Origin of the sequence: Paenibacillus sp. FJAT-26967 (assembly GCF_001541095.1) — a bacterium.
GTDB lineage: Bacteria > Bacillota > Bacilli > Paenibacillales > NBRC-103111 > Paenibacillus_F.
On the sequence record NZ_LMXH01000003.1, the window covers coordinates 358,428 to 372,405 of the forward strand.

Sequence of the window (13,978 nt, forward strand, 5' to 3'; positions counted from 1 at the left end):
TATCAAATTCAGCTCTTAAACCAATAAAGAAAAAAGCCCCGTAAGGAGCTTTTTTCTTTATATCGGGGTGCGATGGGGAGCGGCAGTTCAAAACCGGTCTAATCGCGGTGCATGCGGTTCTCCACCTTTTTGCCTAGAAGCCACAGAATGAGAATGACGACTAACATAACGAGGAACTTCCAGGGCTGCCGTACAAACGACATGATGTCGTAACCGACGAAAGCCATCATAAAGACCATAACGGCTTTGCCGGATATGATGGCGGGGAGGAACACCCATTTATCCATTCGGGAAAGCGCCGCTACAATTACGACCAGGGATGAGGGCGTGAACGGGAAGCAGCTTAGCAGGAAGATCGTACCGAACCCGTGGTTGTGAATCCATTTCATGCCGTTGCTTACTTTGGGCCGTTGTACGAATCGCAGCATGAAAGGGACATTGGAGAGCTTGCGGAACAAGAGGAACAAGGAAGTTGCCCCGAGGCTAGTCCCCAGCCAAGAGTAAAGAAAGCCCAATCCTAAGCCGTAGGCGGCCGCATTTCCGACTACAATGGCAAACAGCGGCAGGATCGGGAGGAACGCTTCTATGAAAGTCATGAAGATTCCGGGCAGCGGTCCAAGTGATTCGTACTGGGACAACAGCTGCATGATTTTTTCTTCGGTAAGCATATTTTTTAGCGATTCCCAGTTCACGATAGTTTCAAGGGCTCCTTTTTCGGGTAGTGATGTTCAATTGGATTTTTTATTCTAGATGGAAAAGGATTTCTTCTATAGTATAACGAATGAAAATCACAATGGTTTCTTGCACCCGGATAAATCCATTGTTGAATGTACATGCGTTACTCCTTTTACATCAAATTATACTTTCGGCCGCATGGAAGGAGAATGGGATTTATGTTGAACCGCAATCATAACGGAGGTGGCCCTTTGAAAGCTGACCTGACTCGTATGCAAGATTATCTCGAATGGCTCAAAACGAAAATCTATCTGGACTCTTTGTCCGACAAAGCGAAGACGCGATCTTTACGCCGCGGTGAAGTATACAAATGTAATCTGGGTAAAGGAATTGGCAGTGAAGAGGAGAAGGAGCGTCCTTGTATCGTTCTGCAGAATGATGTAGGCAATAAACATTCAGGAAATACGATTATTGCACCGATCACCCATACAGCCGGCATTCCTAGTGTATCCGTAGAGCTTAAGGGAGAATACACTTATCTGGAAGCAGGCAAAGAAAAAAAGCTTTCCGGTTACGTGCTGCTGGCCAACGTGATGACAATCAGCAAATCTCGTATCTCTGGAAGCTGTCTGGCTAATATCCGCAGCGAGATGGATGAAATTGAAGAAAAATTAATGGTTTCGCTGGGAATGTATAAGAAATACAAAGATCTGCTCGACAAAAAAGAACGGGATAAAGCGTTCATCAAACGTCTGCTGCAGGAAAATTACGCTCTCAAAGAAAAGCTGGATTTGTATGAGCGTCCGGACAGCGCTTCGGAAATACATGGTTGACAACTTTTATTTGGTATGGTTTAATTGGTTTAACGACTTACAAATATGTTTGGTCGGTCGATCGAATCGTACTGATAGGTCCATTACAAGTTCAAATATAAGGAGTCCGTTGATTCCTTCGCTTCTTTCGAAAAAAGATCTCCCGCCAGAGGTCTTTTTTTCATGTCTACATACTAATAAACGTTACAGATATTTTTGAAACCGGGAGGCACAAAAAGTGGGTACGTTTCCAAAGTTCTTGCTGGAACCATTGGGAGATCAAGCTCTACTCATAAGATTCGGTGAATCCTTCTCGGAGGAACTGAGCCGGCAGGTACTTGCGGCAGAATCGGTGCTGACACGGAACCCGTTCCCCGGACTGGTGGAGACAGTTCCTGCTTACCACACGCTGACGATCTGGTACAGTGTGCCCGAAGTACACGCTGCGCAGTCTGCGGAGCTGGCGAGAAACGTTGGGAATGGTTTATTCCATCAAGAAGTGACGGTCTTCGAATGGGTCAGCGGACAAGTTGAGAAGCTTCTGACGCCCGATCTGCTGGAGAAGAATTACCCGGAAGCTAGTATCGGAGCGGCTGCAGGAAGAGTCAAGATCATCCCGGTGTGTTACGGAGGCGAATACGGACCTGACCTTGAAGAAGTTGCCAAGATCCATGGGCTTACAGCAGAAGAAGTAATCCGGCTGCACAGCGGTGCCTGCTACCGGGTCTATATGATCGGTTTCATTCCGGGATTTCCTTACATGGGGGGCCTTCCATCTGCTCTGGCCACGCCAAGGCGCAGCAATCCGCGGGTGCGGATCCCCGCCGGCTCAGTCGGCATCGGGGGTACGCAGACCGGTGTGTATCCGCTTGCGTCACCGGGAGGATGGCATCTTATCGGTCGCACTCCTTATGAATTATTTACGCCTCGCCGCGATATCCCGGCTCTGCTTCAAGCCGGAGACGATGTCCGTTTTCAGCCGATTACAGCAGCGGATTATGAGCGGATACGGCGCACTCTATAAAGGAGAAGAGGTGGAATTACGATGACTCTCCTGGTGAATCAGGCAGGTTTGTATACGACGGTGCAGGACCAGGGGCGAATCGGCCTGCGCCGGTACGGCATGGTACAAAGCGGAGCTATGGACCGGAGGTCTGCCAGAATAGCCAATATGCTGGTAGGTAATCCTAGCGATGCGGCTTTATTGGAATGGACTCTCCGCGGCCCGAAGCTGACAGTCGGCAGGGATATGCTGATGGCCTTCTGCGGGGCACAGTCCGTTATCAAGGCGGACGGTCATCCCGTGAAGGGGTGGCAGGCCGTATACATTCCGGCCGGTACGGTGCTGGACCTGGGCAATGCGTCCGAAGGATGCCGCGGCTATCTTGCTGCAGCAGGCGGCATAGACGTGCCTGAGGTGCTCGGCAGCCGCAGCACGTACGTACGCGCGGCCCTTGGCGGCTTGGAGGGCCGGCCGCTTGCAGCGGGGGATAGACTGCCGATTGGCGAGCCTGGCCTGGCAGCCAATCGGCTGCTGAGGCTTCTCGCGAGAGATGGAAGCGGCGAGCGTACTGCGATGCCCGCAAGTCCGGCTGTCAAGGCGGCGCAGTGGAGTGTATCGCACACTCTGAGACCCGCCTCAGCCAAGGCAGCGGTGCTTCGTATGGTCCGCGGACACGAAGCGGACCAGTTCGTGCCCGGGCCTCACGGCCTTGCCGGACTGCTGGGCAGCGTATACCGCGTGCTTCCGCAGTCCGACCGGATGGGCTGCAGGCTGCTGGGCACCGAGCTGCAGTTGGCAGAGCGGACCCAGATGGTGTCGGAGAGTGTAGTTCCCGGCACCATCCAAGTGCCGCCGGACGGACAGCCTATCGTACTTGGAGCAGACAGCCAGACGACAGGCGGGTACCCCCGGATCGGCCATGTGATCTCGGCCGATCTGCCTATACTTGCGCAGCTGCCGCCGGGAGCATCGGTGAGGTTCAGCGAAGTAACACTGGAGGAAGCTCATGCTGCTATTAGAGATGAGGAGACGGATCTGCGCTGGCTTCAGGCTGCTCTGTACATGCGGATGGTAGGAATCGGAAGGAGTAGCATGTCATGACTTCTATTAAAAGAATCGATTTGAATTGCGATATGGGCGAGAGCTTCGGGGCTTACCGGTTCGGTTCAGACGAGGCGCTGCTGGACTGCATAAGCTCAGCCAATATTGCTTGCGGATTTCACGCAGGAGACCCTGGCGTCATGCGCCGTACTGTCCACCTTTGTCTAAGCAAAGGTGTTGCAATTGGCGCACACCCGGGCCTGCCCGACCTTGCAGGTTTCGGGCGGCGTGAGCTTGCGGTCAGCGCGGACGAGACGTACGAGCTGACGCTGTATCAGCTCGGCGCGCTGCATGCTTTCGTACGCGCCGAGGGGGGGAGCATGCGGCATGTGAAGCCGCACGGAGCGCTTTACCATATGGCGTCGGTGCGTCCGGAGCTAGCCGAAGCCATTGCCCTCGCCGCCTCGCGTGTCAGCGGCGAGCTCGTGCTGCTGGGCCCGCCGGGGAGCGAGCTGCTCCGTGCCGGCAGGGCTCACGGCCTGCAAGTGGCGGCGGAAGCTTTTGCCGACCGCACATACCGGCCGGACGGCAGCCTGACGCCGCGAATGCAGCCAGGCGCGCTGCTGGCCGATCCGGCCCAGGCTTGCGAGCAGGTGCTCCGCCTCGTTCAAGACGGGGCGGTACCCGTCGAGGGAGGCGGGGCGCTGCCGCTTGCGGCAGACACCGTCTGCATTCACGGCGATGGGCCGCATGCCTCCGCGATCGCCCGTGCGGTACGCGATGCGCTCGAACGCAGCGGTGTAAGCGTGCGGCCCGTCGGCAGCTGACGATCTGCCGCCGCAGTGACCCGCCCTCGCTACTCTGACAAAGCGGGCGTACCAGGTGCTTGCATCTTGATGGCCTTATGTGTCTGCTGTCTTTTCTTAACTGCTGGAAAGAACGACTATAACGAATCTTCCCCTTGTGAATGCGTGTTCATATATGCGTTAATAGAGTTGTAGCCGGCCGGCTTCACTCTCTAAGGAAAGGAGTGATTCGGAACAATGAACACAACTATGGAGGTGGCTTCCGCATAGCGGAGCCCGTCTGACCGGAGGCCGCAGTGCCTCCGGTTTTTATTTTTCCTAATGAAGAGACGCAAATTGGGCGTGACAAGAAGAGGCCGACTCCCATATAATTGAAAAATAGCAACTTAAAAAAAACTTTGGTGAAAGGAGATGCTTTTCCATGCAAAAAAAATTAAGAATTGTGAACGTCACCGTAGAGGTGCTCATTTCTTAACTGCATATCATTCATGGAAGTACCAATCACCTGTTTGTATATACATACAAGCTGCGCGATAGAGCTTATCGTGCTTTTTCTTTCCTCTGAATGATAGCAGGTGCGGAGATGAAGACCCTCTACGGTAGACGATGCGGTACGGAACACACACGACCAAATCGAGGAGGTATTCAATCCGATGAGTTATAAGAACGGCAAGGACATTCTTCCGGCTCACTTGCTACAAGAACTGCAAAAGTACATCCAGGGAGAAATCATATATGTACCTAAGAAAGAAAAGAAGCGTGCAGGCTGGGGCGAAAATAACGGCACAAGGCTGATTATCGAGCGCCGCAACCGGGAAATCTTCCGGCTGTATCAGAACGGCTCTTCTGTTATGGAGCTGATCCGGACGTTCCATCTTTCTGAGGACAGCATACGCAAAATCATCGGCAAAACCCGCGAACGGCTCAAACAAGCCGCAGCGACCCCATAAAACGGCGGCCCAACAGGTCGCCGTTTTTCTGCATTTATGACTAGGGTTGGTGTTTCAATCCAACATAGTATGATAACATAGGTTAATTATACGAAATGTGCCTTTTGAAGCAGGATTCTAAGAAGTTAAAAGAGAAAATGAAGCTACAGAAATAGTAAACGGAACGGCTGTGCGCGAAGTTACGTAGTGTCAGGGAACTAATCCCGGATGCCCGGAGGCCGTGAAGGTGAGTATCCGGTAAGCTGCTCGCCTTTCGTACAGACAAGACAGGAGGAAGAAGCTTGAATCCCTATCGTATTCTACTGGCGGATGATGAAGCCGCGCTCCGGTTTTTGCTGACCGAAACACTTGTGGATGAGGGTTATGAGATTACGGAAGTCATGGATGGCCTAGAAGCTATCCGTAAGCTTCAGCTGGAAACTTATGACCTGATTATACTGGATTATATGATGCCGGAGAAAACCGGCGTAGAAGTGTGCGAATGGCTGCGATCGGAAGGGGTGGCGAACCGGGACGTCCCCGTTATCCTGCTCACGGCCAAGGCGCTGGAGAAGGACCGGGAGAAAGCAAATGCTGCCGGTGTCACTACTTATATCGTGAAGCCGTTTAGCCCCCTGCAGCTTGTGGACACCGTGGAGGAATTAATCCGTGTACACAACAAGACTGTATATAACTCGCAATAACGAACGGATGTGAATCTGAGCTATGAATCAATCGGGTTCCCGATGGCAGGGCGACAAGGCCCAGGGAAAGGATGAGCGGCTTCTAAAGCAGGGCAGGAAGCTGTTTATTAAAGAGCTAGGTAACCAAATTAAGCAAATGGACGAGCTGCTGGTCCTCATTGCCTCTTCGTCCCCTGTACAGGATCTTCAGGATATGTACAGGATTGTTCATATGCTCAAAGGCAGTGCTCCCATGTTCCAGTTCGCCAGAGTCGGTAAAATTGCCGAAGAATTGGTGCGGATATGGGAATGGACGCAGGCTTTACAGCCTTCTGTATCCTTAAGCGAAGATTTTGCCCCGCTTGTGAATGAAAGTGTGAATCAGACAAGTCTCTATTTAAGACATTTACGTATGGAGCATGATGTGTCCGTCATTGAGCTTGAAGTGGATGATCAGAAAGAGCAGGGCATTGTTCTTAACTTGGGTACCAGACGAAGACTGCTCATCATTGACGACGACGATGTGCTGCGTTCTTACCTTGTACGTCGTTTGGAGCTTGATGGTTATACGGTGGATGAAGCGAACAATGTTTCATCGGCCCAGCTTCTTCTGCGTGAGCATGTGTATGATCTGGTGACTTTGGATTTGATGATGTATCCCCAATCCGGATACGAATTGTTTGACTTTCTCAAAGACGATCCTACCCTGAAATGGGTTCCTCTGATCGTACTCTCCGGACGGGATGATTTGAGTGACAAAGTCCGTTGCTTTCATCTGGGTGCGGATGACTATGTGACGAAGCCTTTCCAGTATGAGGAGCTGGCTGCGCGTATTTACGGGATCGTCAAACGGACCAAGAATTTCGAAGAAATGGCGTTTCGTGATCCGCTGACGGCCGTCTTCAACCGGAGATATTTCGATCATCAGATTCAACTGGAGCTGGAGAGGGTGCAGCGGTATCCTTCGTCTATTTCGCTTGCCTTCATTGATATCGACGGTTTCAAAAAAATTAACGATGTCTATGGTCACCATATTGGCGATCTGGTTCTCCAAGGGCTATCCCATCTGCTTCAGACCCGGATGCGTTCTACAGATCTTGTTTTCCGTTTCGGCGGAGAAGAATTCGTCGTCGTTATGCCCGGAACGGATGCGGACGGAGCGGCAGAGTCTGTACAGTCTCTGCTGGAGATAGCCCGCAGTCAGCCGATTGTGTCGGATGAAGGCAAGAACTATTGGATCACCTTCTCTGCAGGAATCTCCGCCTGGAACGCCGGACTTACCATCGATGAGTGGATTCTCCGTGCGGACAAAACGATGTACCGGGCCAAGCAGGAAGGCAAAGACCGGGTATTGGTCTCGGAAGAATCATGCCAGAGTCCGGCTCTTCCTGATGCGGATACACGGGGGCGGTATAAGCTGCTGGTTGTCGATGATGATAAAATTCTGCGAGCGATCGTCATGTCAGGTCTTAATCATCTTAATCTTCTCATCGAAGAAGCCCAGGATGGTGAAGAGGCGTATCACCGGCTGATGGAAGGGGATATCGATTTGTGCATCCTCGACGGAATTATGCCTAGAATGAGTGGTATGGAGCTGCTGGAGCGGATTAAAGCCGAGCCTCCTCAAACCCGTCCCATGTGTAAGGTTATGATGCTGTCCGGCCGCCGCAAGGATGAGAATATGGAGAGACTCCAGGAGCTTGGAGTCAGTGAGTATATGACCAAACCGTTCTCCATGGTAGAGCTGGAGATGAACGTAAAGAGGCTGCTTGGTATGGAGCAGCCCAGCGCAAAGGTTACCTCGTAACCGTATCCTGAGCATTTCGATCCCGGGGGATTGAAATGCTTTTTTATTATGAATTTGTCGGTTGTATAAATAGCTTCGGCAGGGACGGACCAAAGGACTGCTTGTTTCCCGTCCCGATTTTCGGGGTAAATTCCCTGTGCATATGGAGCGTACAGATGCCAATGCTTCCAGGGAGCCCTATCAGCCTGGTATTATTCGAATAATTGTAAGGCTAATAACGACCGTTTAGTCCGCGCTGTCTTATACTATAGGAAGTAGCAGAGGCGGCACGTTCGATTGAACGGTTATTTTCTGATACACTCAAAAGGGGGTGGAGTCGATGTCCAAACGGTATTTTACAATCCAAGAGGCCAATGCCCTGCTGCCTACGGTTGAAGATCAGCTTGATCGCTTGCAGGATATCAAGACGGACTTTGAATTCAAGTACATCGAATTGCGGGAGAAAAGGCAGCAAATCCGCCAACAGATGCAAAGCGGCAAGCGTGACCCTCTGTTTGAACTGGAATGCGAGCTGGAATTTATGCAGATTGAAGCACGCGGGATTATTCATCATTTTTACCATCAAGGCATTGAACTCAAGAATATCGAACATGGTTTAGTTGATTTTCCATCGATAATCGGTGGAGAGGAAGTACTTCTGTGCTGGCGCAGCGGTGAAGAACGGGTAAGCTTCTATCACAGCAGGCAGGATGGTTTCCAAGGCCGCAGACCGCTCCCGGAGGATTAAGAGTGTCTGAGTGTCTTTTGCATATGCCCGGATTACGGGGAGCCCCTCATTGGCAAATCTCCTGGCAGCCTCTTTGCTGGCTGCCAGGCTTAAGTTTGTCGTAGGCCGGCCGGACGCTGCACAGAAAGATTAACATTTGAGGGAGAGTAGAATAGGTGGCCATTGTCTTAAAGCGTTACGGCCGTGTATTGGCCGGCATATTCATGATTCTGAGCTTGCTTGTCGGGCTGTTTCCGCGAGAAGCATCCGCTCATGCGGCTCTGATTAACACCGAACCGGCTCCGAACAGCAGGATGGAGCAAGGGCCGGAACAAATCCGTCTCACCTTTAATGAAGCGCTGGAGGAAAGTGTTTTTTACATTCATGTGCTGGATCAGAGCGGTAACAAGATAACAGATGAAGAGGCAAGCATGACTCAAGACCGCTCGGCGATTGTGCTGAAGCTGCCGAAGCTCGGCGAGGGTTTGTATCTGGTTTCGTATCACGTCATCTCGGGGGATGGGCATCCTGTCGGAGGCAGTTATCCGATTACAGTCGGGGACCCGCCTGCTTCGGGAGATTCGGCTGCCGGAGAGGCGCCGCATGAACACGGAATCGGGAGCTCGGGCGTTGACGGGCTGCTCCAGTTCATTGCCCGCGGCTTCTGGTATGCGGCGATGCTGTCGCTGACAGGCTGGCTGTTCTGGAGGCGGACCGCTTCTATCCGGAAGCTTCCTGAGGCTGTATCGTCCAAATGGACGAGAATGCTGCAGCTGTTCTATCTGATTACGCTGCTTTTTGTAGTCGCTACACATTTGGAGTCTCTGCTGGGCGGGGGCGGTCTTTCGCAGCTCGGCAATCTCCTGACCCGTACGGGCATCGGAATATCATGGCTGGTATCATTGGCGCTTTCACTGCTGGGCTTTATGCTGCTCACCCGCAGGGCATGGCTCGATTATGCCTGGGCCGCGGCGCTGCTGCTAACCAAGAGTCTATCGGGACACGCGGTAACATTCTCGCCGGAATGGGCAAGCGTTCTCTCCGATGCGGTCCATTTGGCAGCTTCTGCATTATGGGTGGGCGGACTGATTGCCGCGTGGGTTCTTTACACAAAGAAAAGGGATGAGTTTACCGGTTTCTTGAAGGCCTTCTCAAAGGCAGCGCTAGGGTCCATCGTTGTTCTGGCCGTCAGCGGGTCTGTTCTTGTGCTGCTCTTCCTGCCGGATCTGACCTATATTTTCGATACGCAGTGGGGTATCCTTCTACTTATTAAGTTAGGATTGGTGCTTGTCGTTGCAGGAACAGGAGCACTTCTTCGTTATTATATGAAAAAGAACAACGAGCAGGCCGTTCGCAGCTTGTACAAGGTTGATTTCAGCGCGATGCTGCTTATCTTGTTGGCTGTGGGCTTTCTGACTTATTTGTCGCCTGCGCCGCCTAACCAGCCGCTTAACTGGCACGAAATGGGCAAGACGGCGCATATGACCGCTGTCGTTACCCCTAATGCGCCAGGAACCAATTCGTTCGCGGTAACGGTGTGGCTGCCTGAGAATACGGGCGCTCCCAAACATGTTCAAATGAACGTCCAATATCAGCCCGCAGCAGGGGATGATTCGGCTTTGGCTCCTATTCAGATACCTTTGGAGCTGCAAAGCGGATCTAAGAACGAAATGAAGATAGCAGACTTTACTGCTTACAGTTATACCGCGCAGGGCCCATTCCTTCCGCTCCCGGGCAATTGTGTGCTTGAAGTAAGGATTATGGACAGCAATGACGATGAGACTGTATTTAAAAAAGAAATGAAGCTGTATTGAACACGGAATGCGGCTTCACGCAGTTATTCGGCATTATGTGCGAATGAATATCAACACTGCATTTATGATGTGTGATAAGTTCAGCACATCCAAAAAGGACCTTCTGTCTGGAGAGACAGAAGGTCCTTTTTGTACGGAGATACAGGCTGCGGCGGCTAAGACTGCTGTTTGCCGGGTTGGTCTGCCATACCGGCGTAAGTAAGGCGCCGCCACACCCATTCTGCCGGTCCATAGCGGTGACGTCGCAGCCAGAATGCGGAGTAGGCAATCTGGACCGGGTAAATCGCAAGGCAGATCAGGGCTCCTTGCCATACATTCACATGGCCGTACAGCCGAAAGCCCAGGAACAGGACTACGCACAGGACCGTCTGGGTCAAATAGTTGGTCAGCGCCATACGGCCGTACGGCTGCAGGAAGCGGAGCCTGCGCTGCCACACGGGCTTCTCAAGCAGCAGAGCCAACTGGGAGATGTATACAAAAGCAAGCGTGTAGCCGCTTATGTAAGTGATGAAATAGACGACAGCGCTGAGGCTGGATTCCATTCCGAATGCATAGATGATTGCGGTGCATGCCAGAAGCGGCACGCTTGCAGCCAGATTCCGGCGGCGGAGCCGCTTCCACTGGGAACGGTGGGCTTCCACGTTCTGAAGCATGCCGCTTTTGCCGACCGCAAGTCCCAGCAGGAACATGCCGAGAATAATAGGCAGCATCGTCAGCTGGTTGGCAAGCGATTCGAAAACTTCCACTTGCCAGTGCCAAGCAAGCCATTCGGTCCATGGAAGTGTCCGGAAAGCCTGGAGGGCGCTCTGTATCTCGCTGGCGGTAAACAAGGGGCCGCCAAAAGCCGGATTAATGCGGCCTTCCAGGAGCGCATCAACTAGAACGATTATGGCGGAGAGTCCCAGAGTCAGCAGCAGGTAGCCGATTACCAGCAGACGTCCCCAGAACCATAAGGCTTCGGTGCGCATCGGATAGAAAGCGGGCAGCAGTAATCCGGTGATGGCATACAGCGTCAGGATATCCCCCTTCCAGAGGAAGATAAGATGCGCAAGTCCGATCACAAGAAGAATAAATAATCTTCGGAAGAACAAGCTCTTGCCGTATCCTTTCTGTTCCGCGCGTGACATGAAAAGATAGAAGCCGAGTCCGAATAAAAAAGAAAAGATCAGGTAAAATTTTCCTTGAACGAATAGATCGAAAAACATCCGTATGTACCGGTCCGCTCCGTCATAGGTTCTAAATTCGCTGCCGCTGAAGGTCGGCATGTTCACGAGGAAGATGCCCAGAAGAGCAAATCCGCGGATGATATCAATACTGACAATGCGTTCTTTTCCGTCGGCCGGGCCGATCATATGTGGAAAACTCCTTCCGGTTGGGCAATGTACACCTCATCATACCGGGAAAAAGAATCCCGTGCAATAAACGCATACCAGGCTCAGATTCTATGAATCAAGCCGGGTCCGGATCACATAAACAAAGGGGTGTTTGTACGATATGATTTCCCCAGACGGTAATAAAAATCAATGATTTGCCGAGAATTCTAATACAAGGAAAGCGTCCAGCGTATAAATGCGGCGGCGGGAACAAGCAGCACTTGTGCAAGAATCGTCCCGGCAAGGCGGGAGAGCATCAGCAGACCGAACATTTTGTTCATGGATTCCTGGCTTGCTTTGCCGCTCATCGCCCGGTCCGTCAAGAGAGCCACCCGCGGATCAAGGAAAAGCGTCATGATGATTGTCGCAACGCCATTGATCAGGGCGGAAGACATCGTCGCCTGCGATTTGCCGTCTGGTGTAAATGCCGAAGCGTACAGGGCAGCCAGCACACCGACGGTATATATAGCGGTAACGGCTACATTCAGCACAATCAGACGTTTGGGCACACCCCCGACTCGGAGGCGGGACAGCATATCTAATCGGGGCAGGCGGATATGGCGCTTGGCTCTTTTGACGCTATGAATATTCGCGGTTGCTTTGAGCATCAGAGGAATAGAGCCTGTCACTTCAAAATGGGCAATCATCCGCGCGGACAAAGCTACTAGTGTCGGGAAGAGCAGGATTGCGACAGCCGTTCCGATGGAGGAGGAAATGAGTACATAGCGAAACGGCGCCAAAGCCAGATGAGGATCAGTCAGACCTGCGTTGTCGGCTATTCCTGCCGTCAGCATCCCTTGAAACATATTGGAAGTACGGGATACGAGAACAATCATTCCGGCAAGCGATAGCGCCACAGCGAGCTTGCCTATCCGGATACCGGCTAGCCGGACCGCATAGGCAGCCGTTTCGGATGCGTGGATCAATAGAGTGAACATGCATGCGAGAAGCAGCATAGACAAGGATATCGACGCTCCTTTGGTTTTAATCAATGAACAGCTAAGAGGAGAATATAGCCGGTTGTAATGAAACTATATAAGTGCTTGATCTTGTCCGTCACTTTAAATGTATATGCGGAGATATTCTGCCGGAAACCAGCTTTGATTTAAAAGCAAGAGAGAAAATGGAAGCAGCGGGGGAGAAACTGAATGTAATGGTTGACAAGCAGGCTTCTAAAAGGTATATTTCTTTGGTGAATGATAATCATTATCATTCGTTGTCATCTAGAATACATACAAGACAGGAGAGAATAGATCGATGAAATCAGCAGCACGTAAAGTATACGTACTCGGAATGATCGTTCTTGCCATGGTGCTGGTACTGGCGGCATGCGGCAAGAATACGGATACTTCTAATGGGGGTGCGGCAACCCCTGGAGCGGGAGAAACAGCGTCAACCGTTAAGATTAAGCATGCCATGGGCGAATCCGATGTACCGGCCGCTCCCAAGCGCGTCGTTATTTTGACGAATGAAGGGACGGAAGCTCTTCTGGCACTAGGCATTAAGCCGGTTGGTGCGGTTAAATCATTTACAGGCAACCCTTGGTATGATCATATTAAAGCAGATATGGAAGGCGTAACAGTCGTCGGGGACGAGCAGCAGCCCAATCTTGAGCTGATTGCCAGCCTGAAGCCGGATCTTATTATCGGGAATAAAATGCGTCAGGAAAAAGTATATGAGCAGCTTAAAGCAATCGCTCCTACGGTCTTCTCGGAGACGCTGCGCGGGGAATGGAAGAACAACTTCAGTCTGTATGCGGATGCGCTCGGCAAAAAATCAGACGGCGAGAAAGTAATTGCCGACTTCGACAAACGTATTGAGGATTTCAAAGGTAAAGCCGGAGACAAGCTGAAGGAGAAAGTATCGGTTGTCCGCTTTATGGCAGGGAAGACACGTATTTACTTGGAAGATACCTTTACCGGAATCATTTTCAAACAGATCGGCATTGCCCGGACTCCGGTGAAAGCGAAGGATACATTCGTGGAGGAAATCACCAAGGAGCGTGTTCCTGAGGTGGATGCGGACCGTCTGTTCTACTTTACGTATGAAACCGGTAACGGGGATGGAGTCAAGCAGGAGGAAGCGATCACCCAAGATCCGCTTTGGCAGAACCTTAATGTAGTGAAGAACGGCAAGACCCAGAAGGTCAACGACGCAATTTGGAATACGGCCGGCGGCGTGAAAGCAGCTAATCTGCTGCTGGACGATCTGTATAAGTTCTACGAAGTTAAATAAGCCGGAGAATCAACAACTCCGCTTTCCTGGCAGCAGCCGGGGAAGCGGAGTTGTTTTGCCTCGTTTATCTGCGGCATATGCCGGGATGAAGCTG

Annotated in this window: 13 protein-coding genes; 10 read left to right on the forward strand and 3 right to left on the reverse strand. The window is 51.8% G+C overall.

All coding sequences use genetic code 11. From position 1 onward, the window contains the following. Positions 1-98: 98 nt before the first annotated feature. The gene (locus tag AR333_RS16160; protein ID WP_068776396.1) at positions 99-692 is read right to left on the reverse strand and encodes a TVP38/TMEM64 family protein; all 594 of its coding nucleotides are present in this window, start codon (positions 690-692) and stop codon (positions 99-101) included. A gap of 201 nt (positions 693-893) precedes the next feature. On the opposite strand from AR333_RS16160, the gene AR333_RS16165 reads away from it, so the two are divergent. The 9 genes from AR333_RS16165 to AR333_RS16205 all read left to right on the forward strand — a co-directional run bounded on the left by AR333_RS16165 (position 894) and on the right by AR333_RS16205 (position 10,276). Beyond that, positions 894-1,508 (forward strand): type II toxin-antitoxin system PemK/MazF family toxin, encoded by a 615-nt coding sequence (locus AR333_RS16165; RefSeq protein WP_235918035.1) that lies wholly within the window; start codon positions 894-896, stop codon positions 1,506-1,508. A gap of 217 nt (positions 1,509-1,725) precedes the next feature. Further along, positions 1,726-2,511, forward strand: coding sequence for a 5-oxoprolinase subunit PxpB (gene pxpB, locus AR333_RS16170; protein WP_068776397.1), 786 nt, complete (start codon positions 1,726-1,728; stop codon positions 2,509-2,511). Between the two features lie 21 nt (positions 2,512-2,532). Further along, entirely contained in the window at positions 2,533-3,591 is a 1,059-nt protein-coding gene (locus AR333_RS16175; RefSeq protein WP_068776398.1) for a biotin-dependent carboxyltransferase family protein, read from the forward strand. A gap of 5 nt (positions 3,592-3,596) precedes the next feature. Next, positions 3,597-4,358, forward strand: a complete 762-nt coding sequence (locus AR333_RS16180; protein WP_068776465.1) for a LamB/YcsF family protein — start codon at positions 3,597-3,599, stop codon at positions 4,356-4,358. Between the two features lie 632 nt (positions 4,359-4,990). Beyond that, positions 4,991-5,287 (forward strand): CD3324 family protein, encoded by a 297-nt coding sequence (locus AR333_RS16185; protein WP_068776399.1) that lies wholly within the window; start codon positions 4,991-4,993, stop codon positions 5,285-5,287. A gap of 281 nt (positions 5,288-5,568) precedes the next feature. After that, the gene (locus AR333_RS16190; protein WP_068776400.1) at positions 5,569-5,970 is read left to right on the forward strand and encodes a response regulator; all 402 of its coding nucleotides are present in this window, start codon (positions 5,569-5,571) and stop codon (positions 5,968-5,970) included. 22 nt (positions 5,971-5,992) lie between these two features. Continuing rightward, positions 5,993-7,756 carry a diguanylate cyclase gene (locus AR333_RS16195; RefSeq protein WP_068776401.1) on the forward strand — a complete coding sequence of 588 codons (1,764 nt, stop codon included), beginning with the start codon at positions 5,993-5,995 and terminating at the stop codon, positions 7,754-7,756. Positions 7,757-8,075: 319 nt separating this feature from the next. Next, positions 8,076-8,483: a DUF2203 domain-containing protein gene (locus AR333_RS16200; RefSeq protein ID WP_068776402.1), complete on the forward strand. Its 408-nt coding sequence runs from the start codon at positions 8,076-8,078 to the stop codon at positions 8,481-8,483. A 155-nt stretch (positions 8,484-8,638) separates the two neighbouring features. Beyond that, entirely contained in the window at positions 8,639-10,276 is a 1,638-nt protein-coding gene (locus tag AR333_RS16205) for a copper resistance CopC/CopD family protein (RefSeq protein ID WP_253735881.1), read from the forward strand. Between the two features lie 155 nt (positions 10,277-10,431). Here the strand turns inward: AR333_RS16205 and AR333_RS16210 are convergent, their stop codons facing one another. Together AR333_RS16210 and AR333_RS16215 are read right to left on the reverse strand one after the other, a co-directional pair. Beyond that, the gene (locus AR333_RS16210; protein WP_068776403.1) at positions 10,432-11,628 is read right to left on the reverse strand and encodes a DUF418 domain-containing protein; all 1,197 of its coding nucleotides are present in this window, start codon (positions 11,626-11,628) and stop codon (positions 10,432-10,434) included. Positions 11,629-11,816: 188 nt separating this feature from the next. Then, the gene (locus AR333_RS16215) at positions 11,817-12,611 is read right to left on the reverse strand and encodes a lipid II flippase Amj family protein (protein WP_068776404.1); all 795 of its coding nucleotides are present in this window, start codon (positions 12,609-12,611) and stop codon (positions 11,817-11,819) included. A gap of 295 nt (positions 12,612-12,906) precedes the next feature. Between AR333_RS16215 and AR333_RS16225 the strand changes: the two genes are divergently transcribed. Then, entirely contained in the window at positions 12,907-13,884 is a 978-nt protein-coding gene (locus AR333_RS16225; protein WP_068776406.1) for an ABC transporter substrate-binding protein, read from the forward strand. Positions 13,885-13,978: the final 94 nt, after the last annotated feature.

Excerpts from the sequence above, each read along its gene's own strand:
- AR333_RS16195 (WP_068776401.1), top strand. The coding sequence starts at position 5,993 with ATGAATCAATCGGGTTCCCGATGGCAGGGCGACAAGGCCCAGGGAAAG.
- AR333_RS16165 (WP_235918035.1), top strand. The coding sequence starts at position 894 with ATGTTGAACCGCAATCATAACGGAGGTGGCCCTTTGAAAGCTGACCTG.
- AR333_RS16175 (WP_068776398.1), top strand. The coding sequence starts at position 2,533 with ATGACTCTCCTGGTGAATCAGGCAGGTTTGTATACGACGGTGCAGGAC.
- AR333_RS16225 (WP_068776406.1), top strand. The coding sequence starts at position 12,907 with ATGAAATCAGCAGCACGTAAAGTATACGTACTCGGAATGATCGTTCTT.
- AR333_RS16210 (WP_068776403.1), bottom strand. The coding sequence starts at position 11,628 with ATGATCGGCCCGGCCGACGGAAAAGAACGCATTGTCAGTATTGATATC.
- AR333_RS16200 (WP_068776402.1), top strand. The coding sequence starts at position 8,076 with ATGTCCAAACGGTATTTTACAATCCAAGAGGCCAATGCCCTGCTGCCT.
- AR333_RS16185 (WP_068776399.1), top strand. The coding sequence starts at position 4,991 with ATGAGTTATAAGAACGGCAAGGACATTCTTCCGGCTCACTTGCTACAA.